This is a genomic window from Rhodococcus sp. NPDC055024, assembly GCF_053608585.1.
In genome coordinates this window covers 152,819-167,416 of sequence record NZ_JBSGVT010000009.1, presented here as the reverse complement: position 1 = coordinate 167,416, position 14,598 = coordinate 152,819, and the positions used below count along the sequence as shown (strand labels likewise).

The following is a 14,598-nucleotide window of genomic DNA, read 5'->3' as shown; positions in this document are numbered from 1 at the left end:
GTGCCGCCCGTTTGTTACTTACTCTGCTGTACTACTCTGCTGCGCTTTCGCTTTCGCCGGCCTTGGTCAGCTCGATCGGCGGTGCGTCCGGCACGTCGATCGGCTTCTTGGTGGGCGTGAACGTGAACTTCGCGTCCTCGCCCGAGCCTTCGCCGTCCCAGTTCTCGACGTCGACGAGCACGATGTGGCCCGGTCCGATCTCTCCGAAGAGGATCTTCTCGGACATCTGGTCCTCGATCTCGCGCTGGATGGTACGACGCAGCGGTCGTGCACCCAGTACCGGATCGAATCCGCGCTTGGCCAGAAGCGACTTGGCCTTGTCGGTGACCTCCATGGCCATGTCCTTGTTCTTGAGAGCCGCCTCGACGCGAGCGAGCATCAGGTCGACCATCTGAACGATCTGCTCGTTCGTGAGCTGATGGAAGACGACGATGTCGTCGATACGGTTCAAGAACTCGGGACGGAAGTGCTTCTTCAGCTCGTCGTGAACCTTGAGCTTCATGCGCTCGTAGTTCGACTCCGTGCCCGTTCCCGAGCTGAAGCCCAGGCCGACTGCCTTGGAGATGTCCGACGTACCGAGGTTGGACGTGAAGATCAGCACCGTGTTCTTGAAGTCGACGGTACGTCCCTGACCGTCGGTGAGACGGCCGTCCTCGAGCACCTGCAGGAGGGTGTTGTAGATCTCCTGGTGTGCCTTCTCGATCTCGTCGAACAGCACAACGCTGAACGGCTTGCGACGCACCTTCTCGGTGAGCTGGCCGCCCTCTTCGTATCCGACGTACCCGGGAGGGGCACCGAACAGACGCGAAGCGGTGAAGCGGTCGTGGAACTCGCCCATGTCGATCTGGATCAGAGCGTCGTCGTCGCCGAACAGGAAGTTGGCGAGCGACTTCGCGAGCTCGGTCTTACCGACACCGGACGGGCCGGCGAAGATGAACGAGCCCGAGGGACGCTTGGGATCCTTCAGACCTGCACGCGTACGACGGATCGCCTTCGAGACGGACTTGACTGCCTCTTCCTGGCCGATGATCCGCTTGTGCAGTTCCTCTTCCATGCGGAGCAGACGAGTGGTCTCCTCCTCGGTGAGCTTGAAGACGGGGATACCGGTCCAGTTGCCCAGAACCTCGGCGATCTGCTCGTCGTCGACCTCGGCGATGACGTCGAGGTCGCCCGCACGCCACTGCTTCTCACGCTCAGCGCGCTGAGCGACGAGGGTCTTCTCCTTGTCACGCAGGTTCGCGGCCTTCTCGAAGTCCTGCGCGTCGATCGCGGACTCCTTCTCGCGACGCGCGTCGGCGATGCGATCGTCGAATTCGCGCAGGTCCGGCGGTGCAGTCATCCGACGGATGCGCATTCGCGCGCCCGCCTCGTCGATGAGGTCGATCGCCTTGTCCGGCAAGAAGCGGTCGTTGATGTAGCGGTCGGCCAGCGTCGCCGCTGCCACGAGAGCACCGTCCGTGATGGACACACGGTGGTGAGCCTCGTAGCGGTCACGAAGACCCTTGAGGATCTCGATGGTGTGCTCGACGGTCGGTTCGCCCACCTGAACGGGCTGGAAACGACGCTCGAGAGCGGCATCCTTCTCGATGTACTTGCGGTACTCGTCGAGCGTGGTGGCACCGATGGTCTGCAGCTCACCGCGAGCAAGCTTGGGCTTGAGGATGGAGGCCGCGTCGATAGCGCCCTCGGCCGCGCCCGCACCCACGAGGGTATGCAGCTCGTCGATGAACAAGATGATGTCGCCGCGGGTGTTGATCTCCTTGAGAACCTTCTTCAGGCGCTCTTCGAAGTCACCGCGGTAACGGCTGCCGGCCACGAGCGACCCGAGGTCGAGCGTGTACAGCTGCTTGTCCTTGAGGGTCTCGGGGACCTCACCGTTGACGATTGCCTGAGCCAGGCCCTCGACCACAGCGGTCTTACCGACACCGGGTTCACCGATGAGAACCGGGTTGTTCTTGGTACGACGCGAGAGAACCTGCATGACACGCTCGATTTCCTTCGAGCGGCCGATGACCGGGTCCAGCTTGCCTTCGAGGGCAGCTTGCGTCAGGTTGCGACCGAACTGGTCGAGCACGAGCGAGGTGGACGGCGTGCCGGCCTCTCCGCGGGTGCCACCGGTTTCGGTGGGCTCTTTGCCCTGGTAGCCCGACAGCAGCTGGATGACCTGCTGGCGGACGCGGTTGAGATCGGCACCGAGCTTGACCAGAACCTGGGCTGCAACGCCCTCACCCTCACGGATGAGACCGAGCAGGATGTGCTCCGTACCGATGTAGTTGTGTCCGAGCTGCAGCGCTTCGCGCAGACTCAGCTCGAGGACTTTCTTGGCGCGCGGTGTGAAGGGGATGTGACCGGACGGAGCCTGCTGGCCCTGGCCGATGATCTCCTCGACCTGGCTGCGGACTCCCTCGAGGGAGATACCCAACGACTCCAACGACTTGGCTGCAACACCTTCGCCCTCGTGAATGAGGCCGAGAAGGATGTGCTCCGTGCCGATGTAGTTGTGGTTGAGCATCCTGGCTTCTTCTTGAGCCAGGACAACAACGCGCCGCGCGCGATCGGTGAACCTCTCGAACATCGCTCTCCCTCACACTCTCCGGCGGGCAGGTTCGAGACCGGATGTCTCGTCCCTGGTCGCCGCGTTTCGCTCCGGCACTACAGACTGATCGCCTCGCCGGTCAGCGGACTGACGTCCACGAATCGACAAAGGTTGCACGACCCCACTTATTACTCTAGAGGGCGCGAAGTCCACCTGCTGCTCCTCCACCCGATTGGCGGCGGAAGCCGGACTGCTTACCGTTCACAACGTCGCAGCTGAGGGAATCGTTTCCCGGTTCCTGTACGCCTGAAGCGAACAGCGATTTTCGACGCCTGATCAGCCGAATATCGGGAGTACCCGAGCGCACGGCACCTCACGCGGATTCGACGGATCCAGCGCGTTGAGCGTCAGAGTCGCCGTTCGCTGCGACGCCACCAGCGCGATGTGATCCGACAGGTCCTGTTCGCAGCCGTCCTGAACAACGATGTTCGACGCATTCGACGCGGCGAGGATTCCGCTGCTGTACGGAACGACCACTTGATCGAACCGAGTCACGATGTTGGTGTACTCGACGCCCTCGGAGTAGACGCCGGCGTCGCGCAGCTCTGTCACGAAGGTGGCGTTGTCGAAATCCGGTCCCCCGACGCCTTCAGGCGGACCGACCTCCGAGCCGTCCCACAACGGAGCGATGGAGACGATCGTGGAAACCTTCGCGTCGCCGCCGAGGAACTTGGCGTAGTACGCACTGACCGTCGTTCCCTGAGAGTGTCCGATCAGGTCGACCTTCGAGGCACCCGTCGCAGAGAGGACGTCGTCGACGAATTCCGACAGCTGCTCTGCGCTGTCTCTGAGTGGCGCGAGACCGCCGGCTGCGGAAATCGGCCACGGCTGGTCCGCTCGATTCCCGAAGGTGAGCGCAAAAACGCAGTACCCCTCGTTGGCCAGTACGGGCGCGAGTACGCCCCAATTGGTCTGACGGTTGGCCGCCGTCCCGTGCACGAGGACTACCGGATCAGGATGAGCAGCGGAAGGCTTGCATGAGAAATCGTTGGTACCGGGAGCCGATCCGCCCGGGTTGATCGCTTCGAGAGCGATTCCGCTGAAGAAACCCGACGGAACGGGGAGAGGTTCGTTCGCCGACGCAAGCGGCGCGGCGGACGCGGCCACGGCTCCCGCCAGAGCGAGAGCGCCCACGCATGTTCTGATCCCCACCGAAGGCCTCCGCATATTGATCAACCCACGACGGGCAATACCGAGTTGCACGGTACCGGCCGCTGATGCGCGGGGTCGAGTGCATTGAGAGCAAAAGTCGCGGCGCGCAGCGATGCCGCGATAGCGAGGTGATCAGAGATGTCTTGCTCACAACCGTCCTGAACGACGATGTTGGTGGCGTTCGGCCCGGACTCGAGACCATTTGTATACGGCAGCACCAGTTCGTCGTAGCGAGTCGTGATGTTCGTGTAGTGAACACCCGGCGCGTAAACGCCTCCCGCACGGAGATTTTCGATGAACTCCGAACCGGCCCCCATGTTCAGGCACGCCTTGCATATCGGGAATCCGGCCTGCGCTGCCTCGGATACCCCGAGTTCGCGAAGGCTGCGGCCGACACTTGCCTGCTCGTTTCCGAGCGTTCCCTTCCACAGCGACGCCACCGAGACGATGTTGTCCACTTTGTCAGCACCGCCGAGGAACTTCGCGTAGTACCCGTTGATGATCGTGCCTTGCGAATGGCCGATGAGATCCACCGACGTTGCGCCGGTAGCGCCGAGAACTTGATCGACGAAATTCGACAATTGCGCTGCGCTGGAGGGAATTTCCTGCATTCCACCGATTGCTGACAACGGCCACGGCTGCTCGGGGAAGTTGCCGTACGTCAGCGCGAAGACGCAGTAGCCCTCGTTGGCGAGCAACGGCGCATAGGTGGCCCAGTTGGTCTGCCTGTTTCCACCGGTTCCGTGAACGAGCACAACCGGATTGGGATGTTCGGCAGTCGGTTTGCATGAAAAGTCATTGGATCCAGGAGCTGAACCGCCAGGATTTCCCAACTCCTGAGGAACTCCTGCGAGGAATGCGTTGGGCACGGGCAATGGAGCCTGAGCCGAAGCCACGGATGTGAACCCGACGAGCATCAGAGCGGCAAGAACCACGCCCCCGAACAACCTGATTCTGTGCACGACCGACTCCTCTGAGAGAGATGCGAACCGTGCAGACGCTAACAAACTAGAACGCGTTACCAATCCGTTTCGGGAAAATGCGCCCAAATCCATTCGCGATCCATTTCAGACGGCCTTTTCGTAGGCTCGGCGCACCTCGGTGGAAATGCGTCCCCGGGCCGAGATCTCGAAACCCGCTCCCTTGGCCCATTCACGGATGGCGGCACTCTGATCGCGGTCGGCAACCGGGCGCGATTTGGCCACCGACCCGTTGACCGATTTGGCTGAATTCGACTTTCTTGCATGGGGAATCCACTTTTTCAGTGCATCACGCAGTTCCGCGGCGTTGGCGGCGGTCAGATCGATTTCGTATGCAACTCCGTCGACGGAAAACTCGACAGTTTCGTCAGCGGGCGATTTCTTGTCCAGATCGTCAACCATCGTGACAACAACCTTTTTCACCACGACCATTCCTCCCCGGATCCTTCGATAAGCAGCGACAATAGCACCTGGACAAACGTCCTGTCTCGGCTGATCCGGATGATTGGGACTACTCACCACCGGGTATGCCGGTTGACTTGTCTTGCGACAAGGACAGTGCGGATACACTCTTCGCGACGCATCGGGGGATGCATCCGGAGGGGAATCATGACAGAAGACGGCTCGCGAAAAGACCTCTACCGAGCGCAACTCCGAATCGGCGGAGCCATCGCCGGACTCTACGCATTCTTTTTCATCATGGGACAGATCAGCAACGCACACATCGACGAACTCCCATCAGCGGAATCACTCGCAACCGCACTCGCCCCACCTGTCGACACCACAAGCACAACGCCGCCCCCACCACTGCCACCGAGATTCCCATCACTGGATCGACCACCACCCGAAATCGAGGTCGAACCCGGCCAACCCCAGCCCATAGCCACCAAATTCGGTCTCACATACGACATTCCGCCAGACTTGCGTAACGGTTCGGACGCAATTGCCGGATGGAGCACGGCAGCGGGATTGATCGCCTTCGGTGCGATCGGCGAATATGCCTACGATTTCTGCGAGGCTTCCGACGGCGCAAAACTCGCGATGACGGGAGCGACTGGACGGAACGGCGTCGACATCGACACCGCAGCACAAGAATGGGTCCACAAAGCCCAAGCAATCTTCACCGACAAAAAGGGCAACACCGCCAACATCGCATACAGCAAGCCCACCGAATTCACCATCTCCGGACGCCCTGCGATCCGATACACAGCAACCGCAACAAATATCCCCGCCGACAACGAATGCGACCCGCCCTCCTCAACATTCGACATCGTCGCAACACCCAGTTACGCCACAGCCGAGGTCATGATCTTCCTCGTCCAATCGCATCAGGGGCTGCCTAACGCCCTCGCCCAGGACACGATCGACCAAATCATTTCAACAATCCGTCGAACAACAGATTGACGCGCTACCGCCTACCGACGTCGTTGCGCGGTAGACGGTAAAGTCCCCGGAACGCATCGGGGGATGCATCCAGACGGGGGGAATCATGACAGAAGACGGCTCGAGAAAAGACCTCTACCGAGCGCTACTGCGAATCGGCGGAGCCATCGCCGGACTCTACGCATTCTTTTTCATCATGGGACACATCAGCAACGCACACACCGACGAACTCCCACCAGCGGAATCACTCGCAACCGCACTCGCCCCACCCGTCAACACCACAAGCACAACGCCGCCCCCACCACTGCCACCGGGATTCCCATCACTGGATCGACCACCACCCAAAATCGAGGTCGAACCCGGCCAACCCCAGCCCATAGCCACCAAATTCGGCCTCACATACGACATCCCGGCCGACTGGAAGAACGCCGCAACCTCAGTCGCTGGATGGAATACGAAATGGGGTCCGGTTACATTTGGTGCGCTCGGCCAGTACAGAAGAAACTATTGCTCGGCCGTTGATGGCAGCACCCTCGCCCTGACTGGGGCCACAGGGCGCAACGGCGTCGACATCGACACCGCAGCACAAGAATGGGTCCACAAAGCCGAGGCAATCTTCGCCGCCAAGAACGGCACTCGCGCCAGCATCGCTTACAGCGGACCCACGAATTTCACCATCTCCGGACGCCCTGCGATCCGATACACCGCAATCGCCACCAATATCTCGGCGGACAACGAATGCGATCCGCCCTCAGCACAATTCGATGTCGTCACCACACCCGGTTACTCCACAGCCGAGGTCATGGTCTTCCTTGTCCAGTCAGATCAGGGACTGCCTGACACACTCAACCAGAGCACGATCGACCAAATCATCGCAACAATACGAAAGTCCGAAACTCAGGCGACCGCGCATGGATGAATCCTTTACCGCCGATTCGAGCGAAATCGCCGGGCTGTCGAAACTTGCTACTCAGATCGGCGAGGACGCTGGCGTCGGCTGCCGCTTGGTATTGCACCACACCGCTCCGTTCGGAGATTTTGATGGCGAGTTGATGCGACTACTCTCAACGCCACTCCAGACGTACACCGATGTCACCTACCGCCGCTATGCCAACTTGGCATCCGATTGCGCTACTACCGGCATGCATCTCAATCGTGCTGCGTGGATGTACCACGATCAAGAGAAGCGAAACTACGATGCGCTGAACGCGCACAGTGAAATGTCAATTGTGGACATGTCGCCCTACAATTCCGAGAATCCAATATCTGGCCCCGCCGTGCCGTACGACAGTCCAGCAGAGTTCAAGCCGGCAAACGCCGTCGACTTTCCACCACCCCAGTCTGCGACCGACGACATCCGAAAGGTCATCGCGGAATCTGCGGGGTGGGTGGGAGACGTCGACAACGGATTCAAGATTGTGACCGGATGGAGCCCGCTGGAACGACTGATCGCACCGCTGAGCGGTAATTGGAACGAGCTCAAACGGATCGGCGACGCATACAAAACCGGCGGCGACGGCATCGAAAAATGCGGCTTGAATCTCGAAGACGGAACGAAGCGAGTCGGCGAGAGCTGGGACGGCCTTGCCGCCCAGTCGTTCGACGGATACTCACGCAAACTGTCGGAAGCGTTGAAATGGGAAGGCCCACACGGTCGAGTCGTCAAAGAGATTCTGTACGTTCTCTCGGATCAGATCCGACGCGGTGTCGAATCAGCCCTTCGATTCTTGGAACGAAAACTCGATGATCAGGTTCAAATTACCGACGGGACATCGGCGATGAAATGGGTTCTTCGCCGAGTTCCGTATGCCGGACCATCCATCATCACGGTAGAACTGGTCAGCGCAGCATTCTCGACCGCACAGAAAGTTCAGGAAATTGTCGACGATATCCGAGTCCTGGTCGAATGTTTGAAGGAGTTCCTCGATCTCGTCACCTCACCATCCGGCAAGCTGAGCGAGATGTCCGAACGGTTGCTCGCACCGGTCGTCGACACACTCGACGACGCGAAGAAGAAGACCGAACTCGGCCTGTCGATCGCCGGTGTCGCGGATGCGGAGGGCGTGTTGAATACGCCGAAGACCGGCTACAACCCGGGGACCGGTCGCGATCCGTGGGCTGATGCCGTATGAACTCCGAGATACCTCCCGAGCTGCGCAGCAGCTACGACAAGATCATGAAAGCAGCGGCCGCGGTGGCCGATGCAGCGATCAAGTTGGACCGGGTCACGGACGGGGACTGGGACTCCCGGATCGACGTCACCGACCACTTGCTGAACTTTCTTGCCGACAGACCCGAAGCCTCACCCGAACTTCGCCACTACGCAGCAAGGGTGGCGGCAGGCGAATGTCGTTGGGAACAAATCGAATCCCAACTTCGAGCGCTCCCTGCTGAACTGGTCGAGCTGAAGAACTCACCCAGATTCATCTGGTTCTCCGCACCGCCGATATCTGACGGGGACGAAGACTACGAACCGTACCGAATCCCTTGGGAGCGTCCCAACTGAAAAAGGTTCGGCCGCAACATGTGCGGCCGAACCTTGATCGAAGTAAAGCTAGCGAGCGGAAGGACGGACGATCGGGAAGAGGATCGTCTCGCGAATACCGAGGCCGGTCAAAGCCATCAGCAGTCGATCGATTCCCATGCCGGTGCCCGTTGTTGGCGGCATGCCCTGTTCCATCGCGGCGAGGAACTCCTCGTCCAGCACCATCGCTTCGTCGTCGCCGGCCGACGCGAGGCGCGCCTGATCGACAAAGCGCTCACGCTGGATGACCGGGTCGACAAGTTCGGAGTAGCCGGTCGCCAACTCGAATCCGCGAATGTACAGGTCCCACTTCTCGGTGACACCCTTCTTGCTGCGGTGATCACGGGTCAGGGGCGACGTCTCGACCGGGAAGTCACGGACAAACGTCGGCACGTACAGCTGATCGCCGCACTGGTGCTCCCACAGCTCCTCGACAAGCTTGCCGTGGCCGTAACCCTTGTCCTTGGGAACCTCGAGGCCGACCTTCTCCGCCAGAGCGAGAAGCTCGTCGACCGTCGTATCCGGGGTGACCTCGGTGCCGATGGCCGCCGACAACGACGGGTACATCTCGAGAACCTGCCACTCACCACTGACGTCGTACTCGGAACCGTCGGCGAGAGTGAGGACCTGCGTGCCGAATGCTTCCTGCGCAACTTCCTGGACGAGTTCACGAATCATCTTCGCGGAATCGTCGTACGTGCCGTAGGCCTCGTACGTCTCGAGCATTGCGAACTCGGGCGAGTGGGTGGAGTCGACGCCCTCGTTGCGGAAGTTGCGATTGATCTCGAAGACCTTCTCGATACCGCCGACGACGCAACGCTTGAGGAACAGTTCCGGCGCGATACGCAGGTAAAGGTCGATGTCGAGAGCGTTCGAATGCGTGACGAACGGACGGGCCGCCGCCCCGCCGTGCAGCGTCTGCAGCATCGGCGTCTCGACCTCGAGGAAGCCGCGACTCTCGAGCGCATTGCGCAGCGCACGGACAACAGCGACGCGCTTGCGGGCGTTGTCACGAGCCTCGGAGCGAACGATCAGATCCGCGTAGCGCTGACGCACCCGGGACTCTTCGCTCATCTCCTTGTGCGCAACCGGCAGGGGGCGAAGCGACTTGGATGCGATCTGCCAGGCGTCGGCCATCACGCTGAGCTCGCCGCGACGGGAGCTGATGACCTCACCGTGGATGAAGACGAAGTCGCCGAGGTCGACGTCGGACTTCCAGGCGGCCAGTGCCTCTTCGCCGACGCCGGCGAGGCTGATCATGGCCTGCAGCTGGGTGCCGTCGCCTTCCTGCAGAGTCGCGAAGCACAGCTTGCCGGTGTTGCGCATGAAGATGACGCGGCCGACGACGCCGACCAGCACACCAGTCGCCGTGTCCGGCTCGAGTTCGGGGTACTCCGCGCGGATCTGCGCGAGCGTGTGGGTGCGATCGACCGAAACCGGGTACGCCTCCTGCCCCTGCGCCAGGATCCGTTCACGCTTCTCGCGCCGGATACGGAGCTGCTCGGGGGTGTCGTCGACTGGCTGGGCTTCTACATCACTCACGGGGTACAAGACTACTGGGCCGTGTCCACCGCGTTTGTTGCTGGTAGCACCGCGGCCACCGCGAGCACGATTCCCGACAGCAAGTACAGCCCGACCCGAACGTGATTCCACATAGTCCAACCAGCTTCGTACGACGCCCATGCGGCTGTATCGGTAGCGCTGACCGAGGCAAACGCGTCGTTGCGGGGGACGTGGTAGATCGCGGTCACCGCGAAGGACGCGAGCACCCCGACACAACCGACAACAGCAAGGACCCAGCCGTCCGGCCTGGAGATCGATGCCCAGATTCCAGCGGCGATAGCGGTGAGCGCCGATCCGACCAGCGGCAGCATCAACGCACTGCGCGGCGCTTCGATGTTGATCGCCTGCATCGACGTGATCGCGGCTTGAGTATTCAACGACCGCAGGGCGGGCATCACAAAGGAAGAGAAGGCAAACAACGCACCACCGGCGACGAGCGCGCCGAGTGCAGTCACGCCGACCAGTAGCTCCAGAATGATCTCGGACTTCTTCATGACCACACCCCTGTTCGAGCGGCCTCGGCGGCAAAAGTAGAGAAATCGCGTGCTGGTCGTCCCAGGACCTCTTCGACGACGCCGGTCACACTTTGATTCCGTCCGTCGAGAACCTCGGCAAACAGGTACGTGAGCAACTCCACGACGTCACTCGGGACCCCGACTTCCGCCATATCGTCGGAAAACTGTTGGAGTCCAATTCTTTCGAATGTCACGCGGCGACCCGACGCCGTCGAGATCGCATCCACCGCTGCCGCGAAAGTGAGCAACTCCGGACCTGTCACCTCGAGGACTCGGCCGAGGAGATCGGTTCGAGTCAATGCGGCCACCGCCACGTCGGCGAGATCGTCGATGTCGATGAAGGGCTCCCCCACCTCACCGACCGGAAGTGCCAGGTGGCCTTCCCTGATCGGATCGAGCAGATACCCCTCACTGAAGTTCTGGGCAAACCAACTGGCCCGCACCACAGCCCATTCCAGACCGCTGTCGGCGAGAACGTGTTCGGCTTTCTGCGCCGCCGGTTCACCGCGCCCGGACAGGAGCACCATGCGGCGAACCCCTTCGCGATCCGCGAGATTCGCAAACTCCTCGATGTGTGTGCTCGATCCCGGAACAGCCAGATCTGGCGCATACGTCACGTATGCCACTTCGGCGCCGGACACCGCGGGCCGCCACGTCGTCTGATCGTTCCAGTCGAAACGCGACCCGGATGTTCTCGACGCGATTCGGGTACGGATTCCCACCGCCGTCAGCCTCTGCGCAACGCGCGCACCGGTCTTGCCGGTACCACCGATCACCACTGCCGATTGAATTTCACTTGTTGAAGTCATGAACTCATTCGACCGCGCGACGGCAATACGATCCATAGCCGAAGGTCGCAAAAACATACGCCAGCGTCTACCGTCGAATTATGGATGCATTGTCGATGATGCTGGCCGGGTCGCGGGCGGAAGGTGCATTTCTATTGCGCTCGTTACTCGATCCGCCGTGGTCGTTACGTATCGAGGACCACGCACCCGTCACCGTGCTGATTCTGGTTCGCGGCACCGCAGTCGTCCTCTCCGACACCGGACAGACCGAGAATCTCGGGGCCGGCGACGTGGCACTGTTGCGGGGTCCTGATCCTTATACAGTCGCCGATCAACCCGGCACCCCGGTCCACGTACTCATCGACGAGGCGCAGAACTGCGCCGCGGTCGACGGCACACCACTCGAGGACATGTCAGTGCTCGGGGTTCGCACTTGGGGCAACTCGACGAGCGGCGAGACCGTCATGCTCACGGGCACATACCGTTTGGACTCCTACGTCAGCCGCCAGATCCTCGACAGCCTGACACCCGTCGCGGTCGTGCGACGCAGTATCGAAACCGAGCCGATGACAACGCTTCTGGAGCAACAGATCGCCTCCGACGGCCCCGGGCAGGAGGTGTTGTTGGACAGGCTCCTGGACCTGGTCCTGATCTCGGCGGTCCGAACGTGGTTCGCCGAGAACCCGGATCGATCACCGCGATGGATCAAGGCCTACGAAGATCCAGTCGTCGGACATGCCTTGCGGCTCATGCACAATCGGCCGGAATACTCCTGGACAGTCGCGAGCCTGGCTCAGGAAGCCGGCAGTTCGCGAGCAGCCTTTGCTCGCCGGTTCACCAATCTCATGGGAATCGGGCCGGTTGGATACCTGACCGAGTGGCGACTGTCCGTGGCCGCGGACCTGCTGGCAGATCCCGGGCGAACAGTGTCGTCGATCGCGCGAGAAGTCGGCTACTCGAGCCCCTTTGCGCTCACGACCGCGTTCACCCGCCATCACGGATTGAGCCCGAAGATGTACCGCCAAACCCGCTGTGCGCCTTTATTAACCGCCCGCGGTTAATAAAGGCGCACAGCAAATGCCTCAATGAGCGGAAACAGACGCCAACTCGCGGGAGCAATGACGAACTCCGCTGAGCGCACCGAGCAGTCCGGCGGCCTTGATCGCCTGGTACCCGCCCACCAGATCGGTGGCCTTGTGCAGGCCGAGCTGCTGCAACGACGCTGCGGCGAGGCTCGAGGTGTAACCCTCCGAGCACACGATCACCCACTCGACGTCGTGGTCGGTGGCCAGCGCAAGGTGCGCGCTACTGGTGGGGTCGAGGCGCCATTCGAGCACGTTCCGCTCGATCGCGAGTGCGCCGGGAAGAGTTCCCTCGATGGCGCGCTGCGCCTGCGGGCGAATGTCGACGAAGATCGCGCCGCGGTGGAAGGCCTCGGTGAGCTGGAAGACGTACATACGATCGATCTGTGCGCGAGCGTCGTCGAGCATTTGGTCGATGGTCATTTGGTGCCCCCCTCGGGCAGGTCGGTCAGCTCGGTACGGGTGCGACGAAGAGTCCGGTGATCCGTCACTTCGTAGAAGGACATTGCCGTCAGCGGCGGCGAGTAGGCGTGAACACTCAGAGTCGGTGCATCAGAGCTGATTTCGACCGGAACACCGGGAGCATCCGTCGAACGTACGACATCGTGAACCCATCCGAGCGGGAACGAAGCCTGATCGCCGGCGTCGAGCTGGCGTTCCACCAGGGTGTCACCGGCCCAACGGAATTCGGTGAGAGAACCACTGAGAACGGTCAATGCGCCGAACGAGCCTGCGTGGTCGTGCAATTCGGTATTGCGTTCGGGTACCCAGCTGATGAGCCACACATCGACGTCGTCGTCCGCGTGCAGGCGGGTGGACCAACGGTCGAGCGTCGGGAAGGCGTCGGGGATGAGGTGATCGAAACGGCCGTCGAGCACGCCGTTTGCTCCCTCGTCGGTCAGTCGCAGCAAATCGGCCGGGCGAAGGCGGGTGGGCAACGAGGCACCGCTCGGGCGACGTCCGGAGGGCCCACGATTGATGCCACGACCTGCGGAAACAGTGCGATCAGCAGTAAGAGTCGGGGCCAAAACAGAGAGATCTGCAGAATATGTGGATAGCACGAGCTAGCTCCAAGGAGTGTGAATTGGTCAAGGCAGCGGTCAGCCTCGACAACACTCCTGAGCACCCATGCAGCGATTCACGAGCACCATTGTGGCACAACTTTCGCGATCGCGAAACTGCTGGAACAAAACCATCGATCAGGCGACCGGTCGTCGACCGGATCCGCGACGCGCCTGATTGCGCTCGAAGACCAACCTCAGACCTTCGAGGGTGAGGTCACGTTCGAAGTGATCGATGGTGTCGGATTCGGGGATGATCAGCGGTGCACTGTCCCCGGTTGCGATCACGGAGACGTCGTCACCACCGAATTCGGGCAGTTCGTCGCGTACGCGGTTGACCAGTCCGTCCACGAGGCCCGCAAAGCCGAATACCGCGCCGGACTGCATGCATTCGACGGTGTTCTTCCCGACCACCGAACGCGGACGCACCAATTCGACCTTGCGCAACGCAGCAGACTGCGACGCCAAGGCGTCGGTCGAGATCTCGAGCCCAGGCGCGATGCAGCCACCCAGGAACTCACCCTTGGCGGAAACGACGTCGACGCAGGTCGACGTGCCGAAGTCCACGACGATGCACGGTCCCTCGTAAAGATGGTGCGCGGCAAGGCTGTTGACGATCCGGTCGGCTCCGACTTCTTTGGGGTTGTCCACCAGCAGCGGCACACCGGTGCGCACGCCCGGCTCGACCACGACATGGGGAACATGACCCCAGTACCGCTCGAGCATGACGCGGATCTCACGCAAGACGGATGGCACCGTCGACAGCGCGGCGACACCGGCGATCTGATCGACATGAGTACCCAACAGCCCACGGAAGGTCAACGCCAACTCGTCGGCAGTCATCCGAGGGTCGGTTCGCATTCGCCAGTCCTGCAACAGCTTCGAATGCTCACCAGTTCCGGAAAACAGACCGAGAACGATGTTGGTGTTCCGCACGTCGACCGTGAGCAGCAT

General features: G+C 61.4%; 15 protein-coding genes. 5 read left to right on the top strand and 10 right to left on the bottom strand.

The features are described from left to right. Window positions 1–31: 31 nt before the first annotated feature. The 4 genes from ACWF6P_RS19935 to ACWF6P_RS19920 all read right to left on the bottom strand — a co-directional run bounded on the left by ACWF6P_RS19935 (window position 32) and on the right by ACWF6P_RS19920 (window position 5,154). Complete coding sequence (locus tag ACWF6P_RS19935) at window positions 32–2,575, bottom strand: ATP-dependent Clp protease ATP-binding subunit (RefSeq protein WP_003945604.1); 2,544 nt, start codon at window positions 2,573–2,575, stop codon at window positions 32–34. Window positions 2,576–2,872: 297 nt separating this feature from the next. Next, a complete protein-coding gene (locus tag ACWF6P_RS19930; RefSeq protein WP_378639081.1) occupies window positions 2,873–3,763 on the bottom strand; it encodes an esterase/lipase family protein in 891 nt (296 codons plus the stop codon). A 5-nt stretch (window positions 3,764–3,768) separates the two neighbouring features. Further along, the gene (locus ACWF6P_RS19925; RefSeq protein ID WP_378639077.1) at window positions 3,769–4,710 is read right to left on the bottom strand and encodes an esterase/lipase family protein; all 942 of its coding nucleotides are present in this window, start codon (window positions 4,708–4,710) and stop codon (window positions 3,769–3,771) included. A 105-nt stretch (window positions 4,711–4,815) separates the two neighbouring features. Next, on the bottom strand, window positions 4,816–5,154 hold the full coding sequence (locus tag ACWF6P_RS19920; protein WP_378546685.1) for a histone-like nucleoid-structuring protein Lsr2: 339 nt from the start codon (window positions 5,152–5,154) through the stop codon (window positions 4,816–4,818). A 183-nt stretch (window positions 5,155–5,337) separates the two neighbouring features. On the opposite strand from ACWF6P_RS19920, the gene ACWF6P_RS19915 reads away from it, so the two are divergent. The 4 genes from ACWF6P_RS19915 to ACWF6P_RS19900 all read left to right on the top strand — a co-directional run bounded on the left by ACWF6P_RS19915 (window position 5,338) and on the right by ACWF6P_RS19900 (window position 8,617). After that, complete coding sequence (locus ACWF6P_RS19915; protein WP_452622194.1) at window positions 5,338–6,132, top strand: hypothetical protein; 795 nt, start codon at window positions 5,338–5,340, stop codon at window positions 6,130–6,132. Window positions 6,133–6,217: 85 nt separating this feature from the next. Further along, the gene (locus ACWF6P_RS19910) at window positions 6,218–7,030 is read left to right on the top strand and encodes a hypothetical protein (RefSeq protein ID WP_452622193.1); all 813 of its coding nucleotides are present in this window, start codon (window positions 6,218–6,220) and stop codon (window positions 7,028–7,030) included. Continuing rightward, window positions 7,023–8,243, top strand: a complete 1,221-nt coding sequence (locus tag ACWF6P_RS19905; protein ID WP_378639066.1) for a hypothetical protein — start codon at window positions 7,023–7,025, stop codon at window positions 8,241–8,243. Before ACWF6P_RS19910 ends, ACWF6P_RS19905 begins: the two co-directional genes overlap by 8 nt. Further along, window positions 8,240–8,617, top strand: coding sequence for a hypothetical protein (locus tag ACWF6P_RS19900; RefSeq protein ID WP_452622192.1), 378 nt, complete (start codon window positions 8,240–8,242; stop codon window positions 8,615–8,617). The genes ACWF6P_RS19905 and ACWF6P_RS19900 overlap by 4 nt, the downstream gene beginning before the upstream one ends. Window positions 8,618–8,665: 48 nt before the next feature. Here the strand turns inward: ACWF6P_RS19900 and lysS are convergent, their stop codons facing one another. Genes lysS through ACWF6P_RS19885 form a run of 3 tightly spaced genes read right to left on the bottom strand, consistent with a single transcriptional unit; the run spans window position 8,666 to window position 11,522 of the window. Then, entirely contained in the window at window positions 8,666–10,177 is a 1,512-nt protein-coding gene (lysS, locus tag ACWF6P_RS19895; RefSeq protein ID WP_452622191.1) for a lysine--tRNA ligase, read from the bottom strand. Between the two features lie 11 nt (window positions 10,178–10,188). Beyond that, on the bottom strand, window positions 10,189–10,692 hold the full coding sequence (locus ACWF6P_RS19890) for an anthrone oxygenase family protein (RefSeq protein ID WP_378639056.1): 504 nt from the start codon (window positions 10,690–10,692) through the stop codon (window positions 10,189–10,191). Further along, window positions 10,689–11,522, bottom strand: a complete 834-nt coding sequence (locus ACWF6P_RS19885) for an NmrA family transcriptional regulator (protein WP_452622190.1) — start codon at window positions 11,520–11,522, stop codon at window positions 10,689–10,691. Before ACWF6P_RS19885 ends, ACWF6P_RS19890 begins: the two co-directional genes overlap by 4 nt. Window positions 11,523–11,602: 80 nt before the next feature. Here ACWF6P_RS19885 and ACWF6P_RS19880 point away from each other — a divergent pair, with 80 nt between their 5' ends. Beyond that, window positions 11,603–12,562, top strand: a complete 960-nt coding sequence (locus ACWF6P_RS19880; RefSeq protein ID WP_378534894.1) for an AraC family transcriptional regulator — start codon at window positions 11,603–11,605, stop codon at window positions 12,560–12,562. Window positions 12,563–12,583: 21 nt separating this feature from the next. Here the strand turns inward: ACWF6P_RS19880 and ACWF6P_RS19875 are convergent, their stop codons facing one another. The 3 genes from ACWF6P_RS19875 to ACWF6P_RS19865 form a co-directional block, all read right to left on the bottom strand. Then, window positions 12,584–13,006 carry a rhodanese-like domain-containing protein gene (locus ACWF6P_RS19875; RefSeq protein ID WP_452622189.1) on the bottom strand — a complete coding sequence of 141 codons (423 nt, stop codon included), beginning with the start codon at window positions 13,004–13,006 and terminating at the stop codon, window positions 12,584–12,586. Continuing rightward, a complete protein-coding gene (locus ACWF6P_RS19870; protein WP_378639591.1) occupies window positions 13,003–13,563 on the bottom strand; it encodes a cysteine dioxygenase in 561 nt (186 codons plus the stop codon). The genes ACWF6P_RS19875 and ACWF6P_RS19870 overlap by 4 nt, the downstream gene beginning before the upstream one ends. Before the next feature lie 219 nt (window positions 13,564–13,782). Continuing rightward, complete coding sequence (locus ACWF6P_RS19865; RefSeq protein ID WP_230816726.1) at window positions 13,783–14,598, bottom strand: type III pantothenate kinase; 816 nt, start codon at window positions 14,596–14,598, stop codon at window positions 13,783–13,785.

Bases quoted from the DNA above. Each gene is read 5' to 3' on its own strand.
- ACWF6P_RS19935 (WP_003945604.1), bottom strand. From the start codon at position 2,575: ATGTTCGAGAGGTTCACCGATCGCGCGCGGCGCGTTGTTGTCCTGGCT.
- ACWF6P_RS19930 (WP_378639081.1), bottom strand. From the start codon at position 3,763: ATGCGGAGGCCTTCGGTGGGGATCAGAACATGCGTGGGCGCTCTCGCT.
- ACWF6P_RS19915 (WP_452622194.1), top strand. From the start codon at position 5,338: ATGACAGAAGACGGCTCGCGAAAAGACCTCTACCGAGCGCAACTCCGA.
- ACWF6P_RS19910 (WP_452622193.1), top strand. From the start codon at position 6,218: ATGACAGAAGACGGCTCGAGAAAAGACCTCTACCGAGCGCTACTGCGA.
- ACWF6P_RS19905 (WP_378639066.1), top strand. From the start codon at position 7,023: ATGGATGAATCCTTTACCGCCGATTCGAGCGAAATCGCCGGGCTGTCG.
- ACWF6P_RS19900 (WP_452622192.1), top strand. From the start codon at position 8,240: ATGAACTCCGAGATACCTCCCGAGCTGCGCAGCAGCTACGACAAGATC.
- ACWF6P_RS19890 (WP_378639056.1), bottom strand. From the start codon at position 10,692: ATGAAGAAGTCCGAGATCATTCTGGAGCTACTGGTCGGCGTGACTGCA.
- ACWF6P_RS19885 (WP_452622190.1), bottom strand. From the start codon at position 11,522: ATGACTTCAACAAGTGAAATTCAATCGGCAGTGGTGATCGGTGGTACC.
- ACWF6P_RS19880 (WP_378534894.1), top strand. From the start codon at position 11,603: ATGGATGCATTGTCGATGATGCTGGCCGGGTCGCGGGCGGAAGGTGCA.
- ACWF6P_RS19875 (WP_452622189.1), bottom strand. From the start codon at position 13,006: ATGACCATCGACCAAATGCTCGACGACGCTCGCGCACAGATCGATCGT.
- ACWF6P_RS19865 (WP_230816726.1), bottom strand. From the start codon at position 14,598: ATGCTGCTCACGGTCGACGTGCGGAACACCAACATCGTTCTCGGTCTG.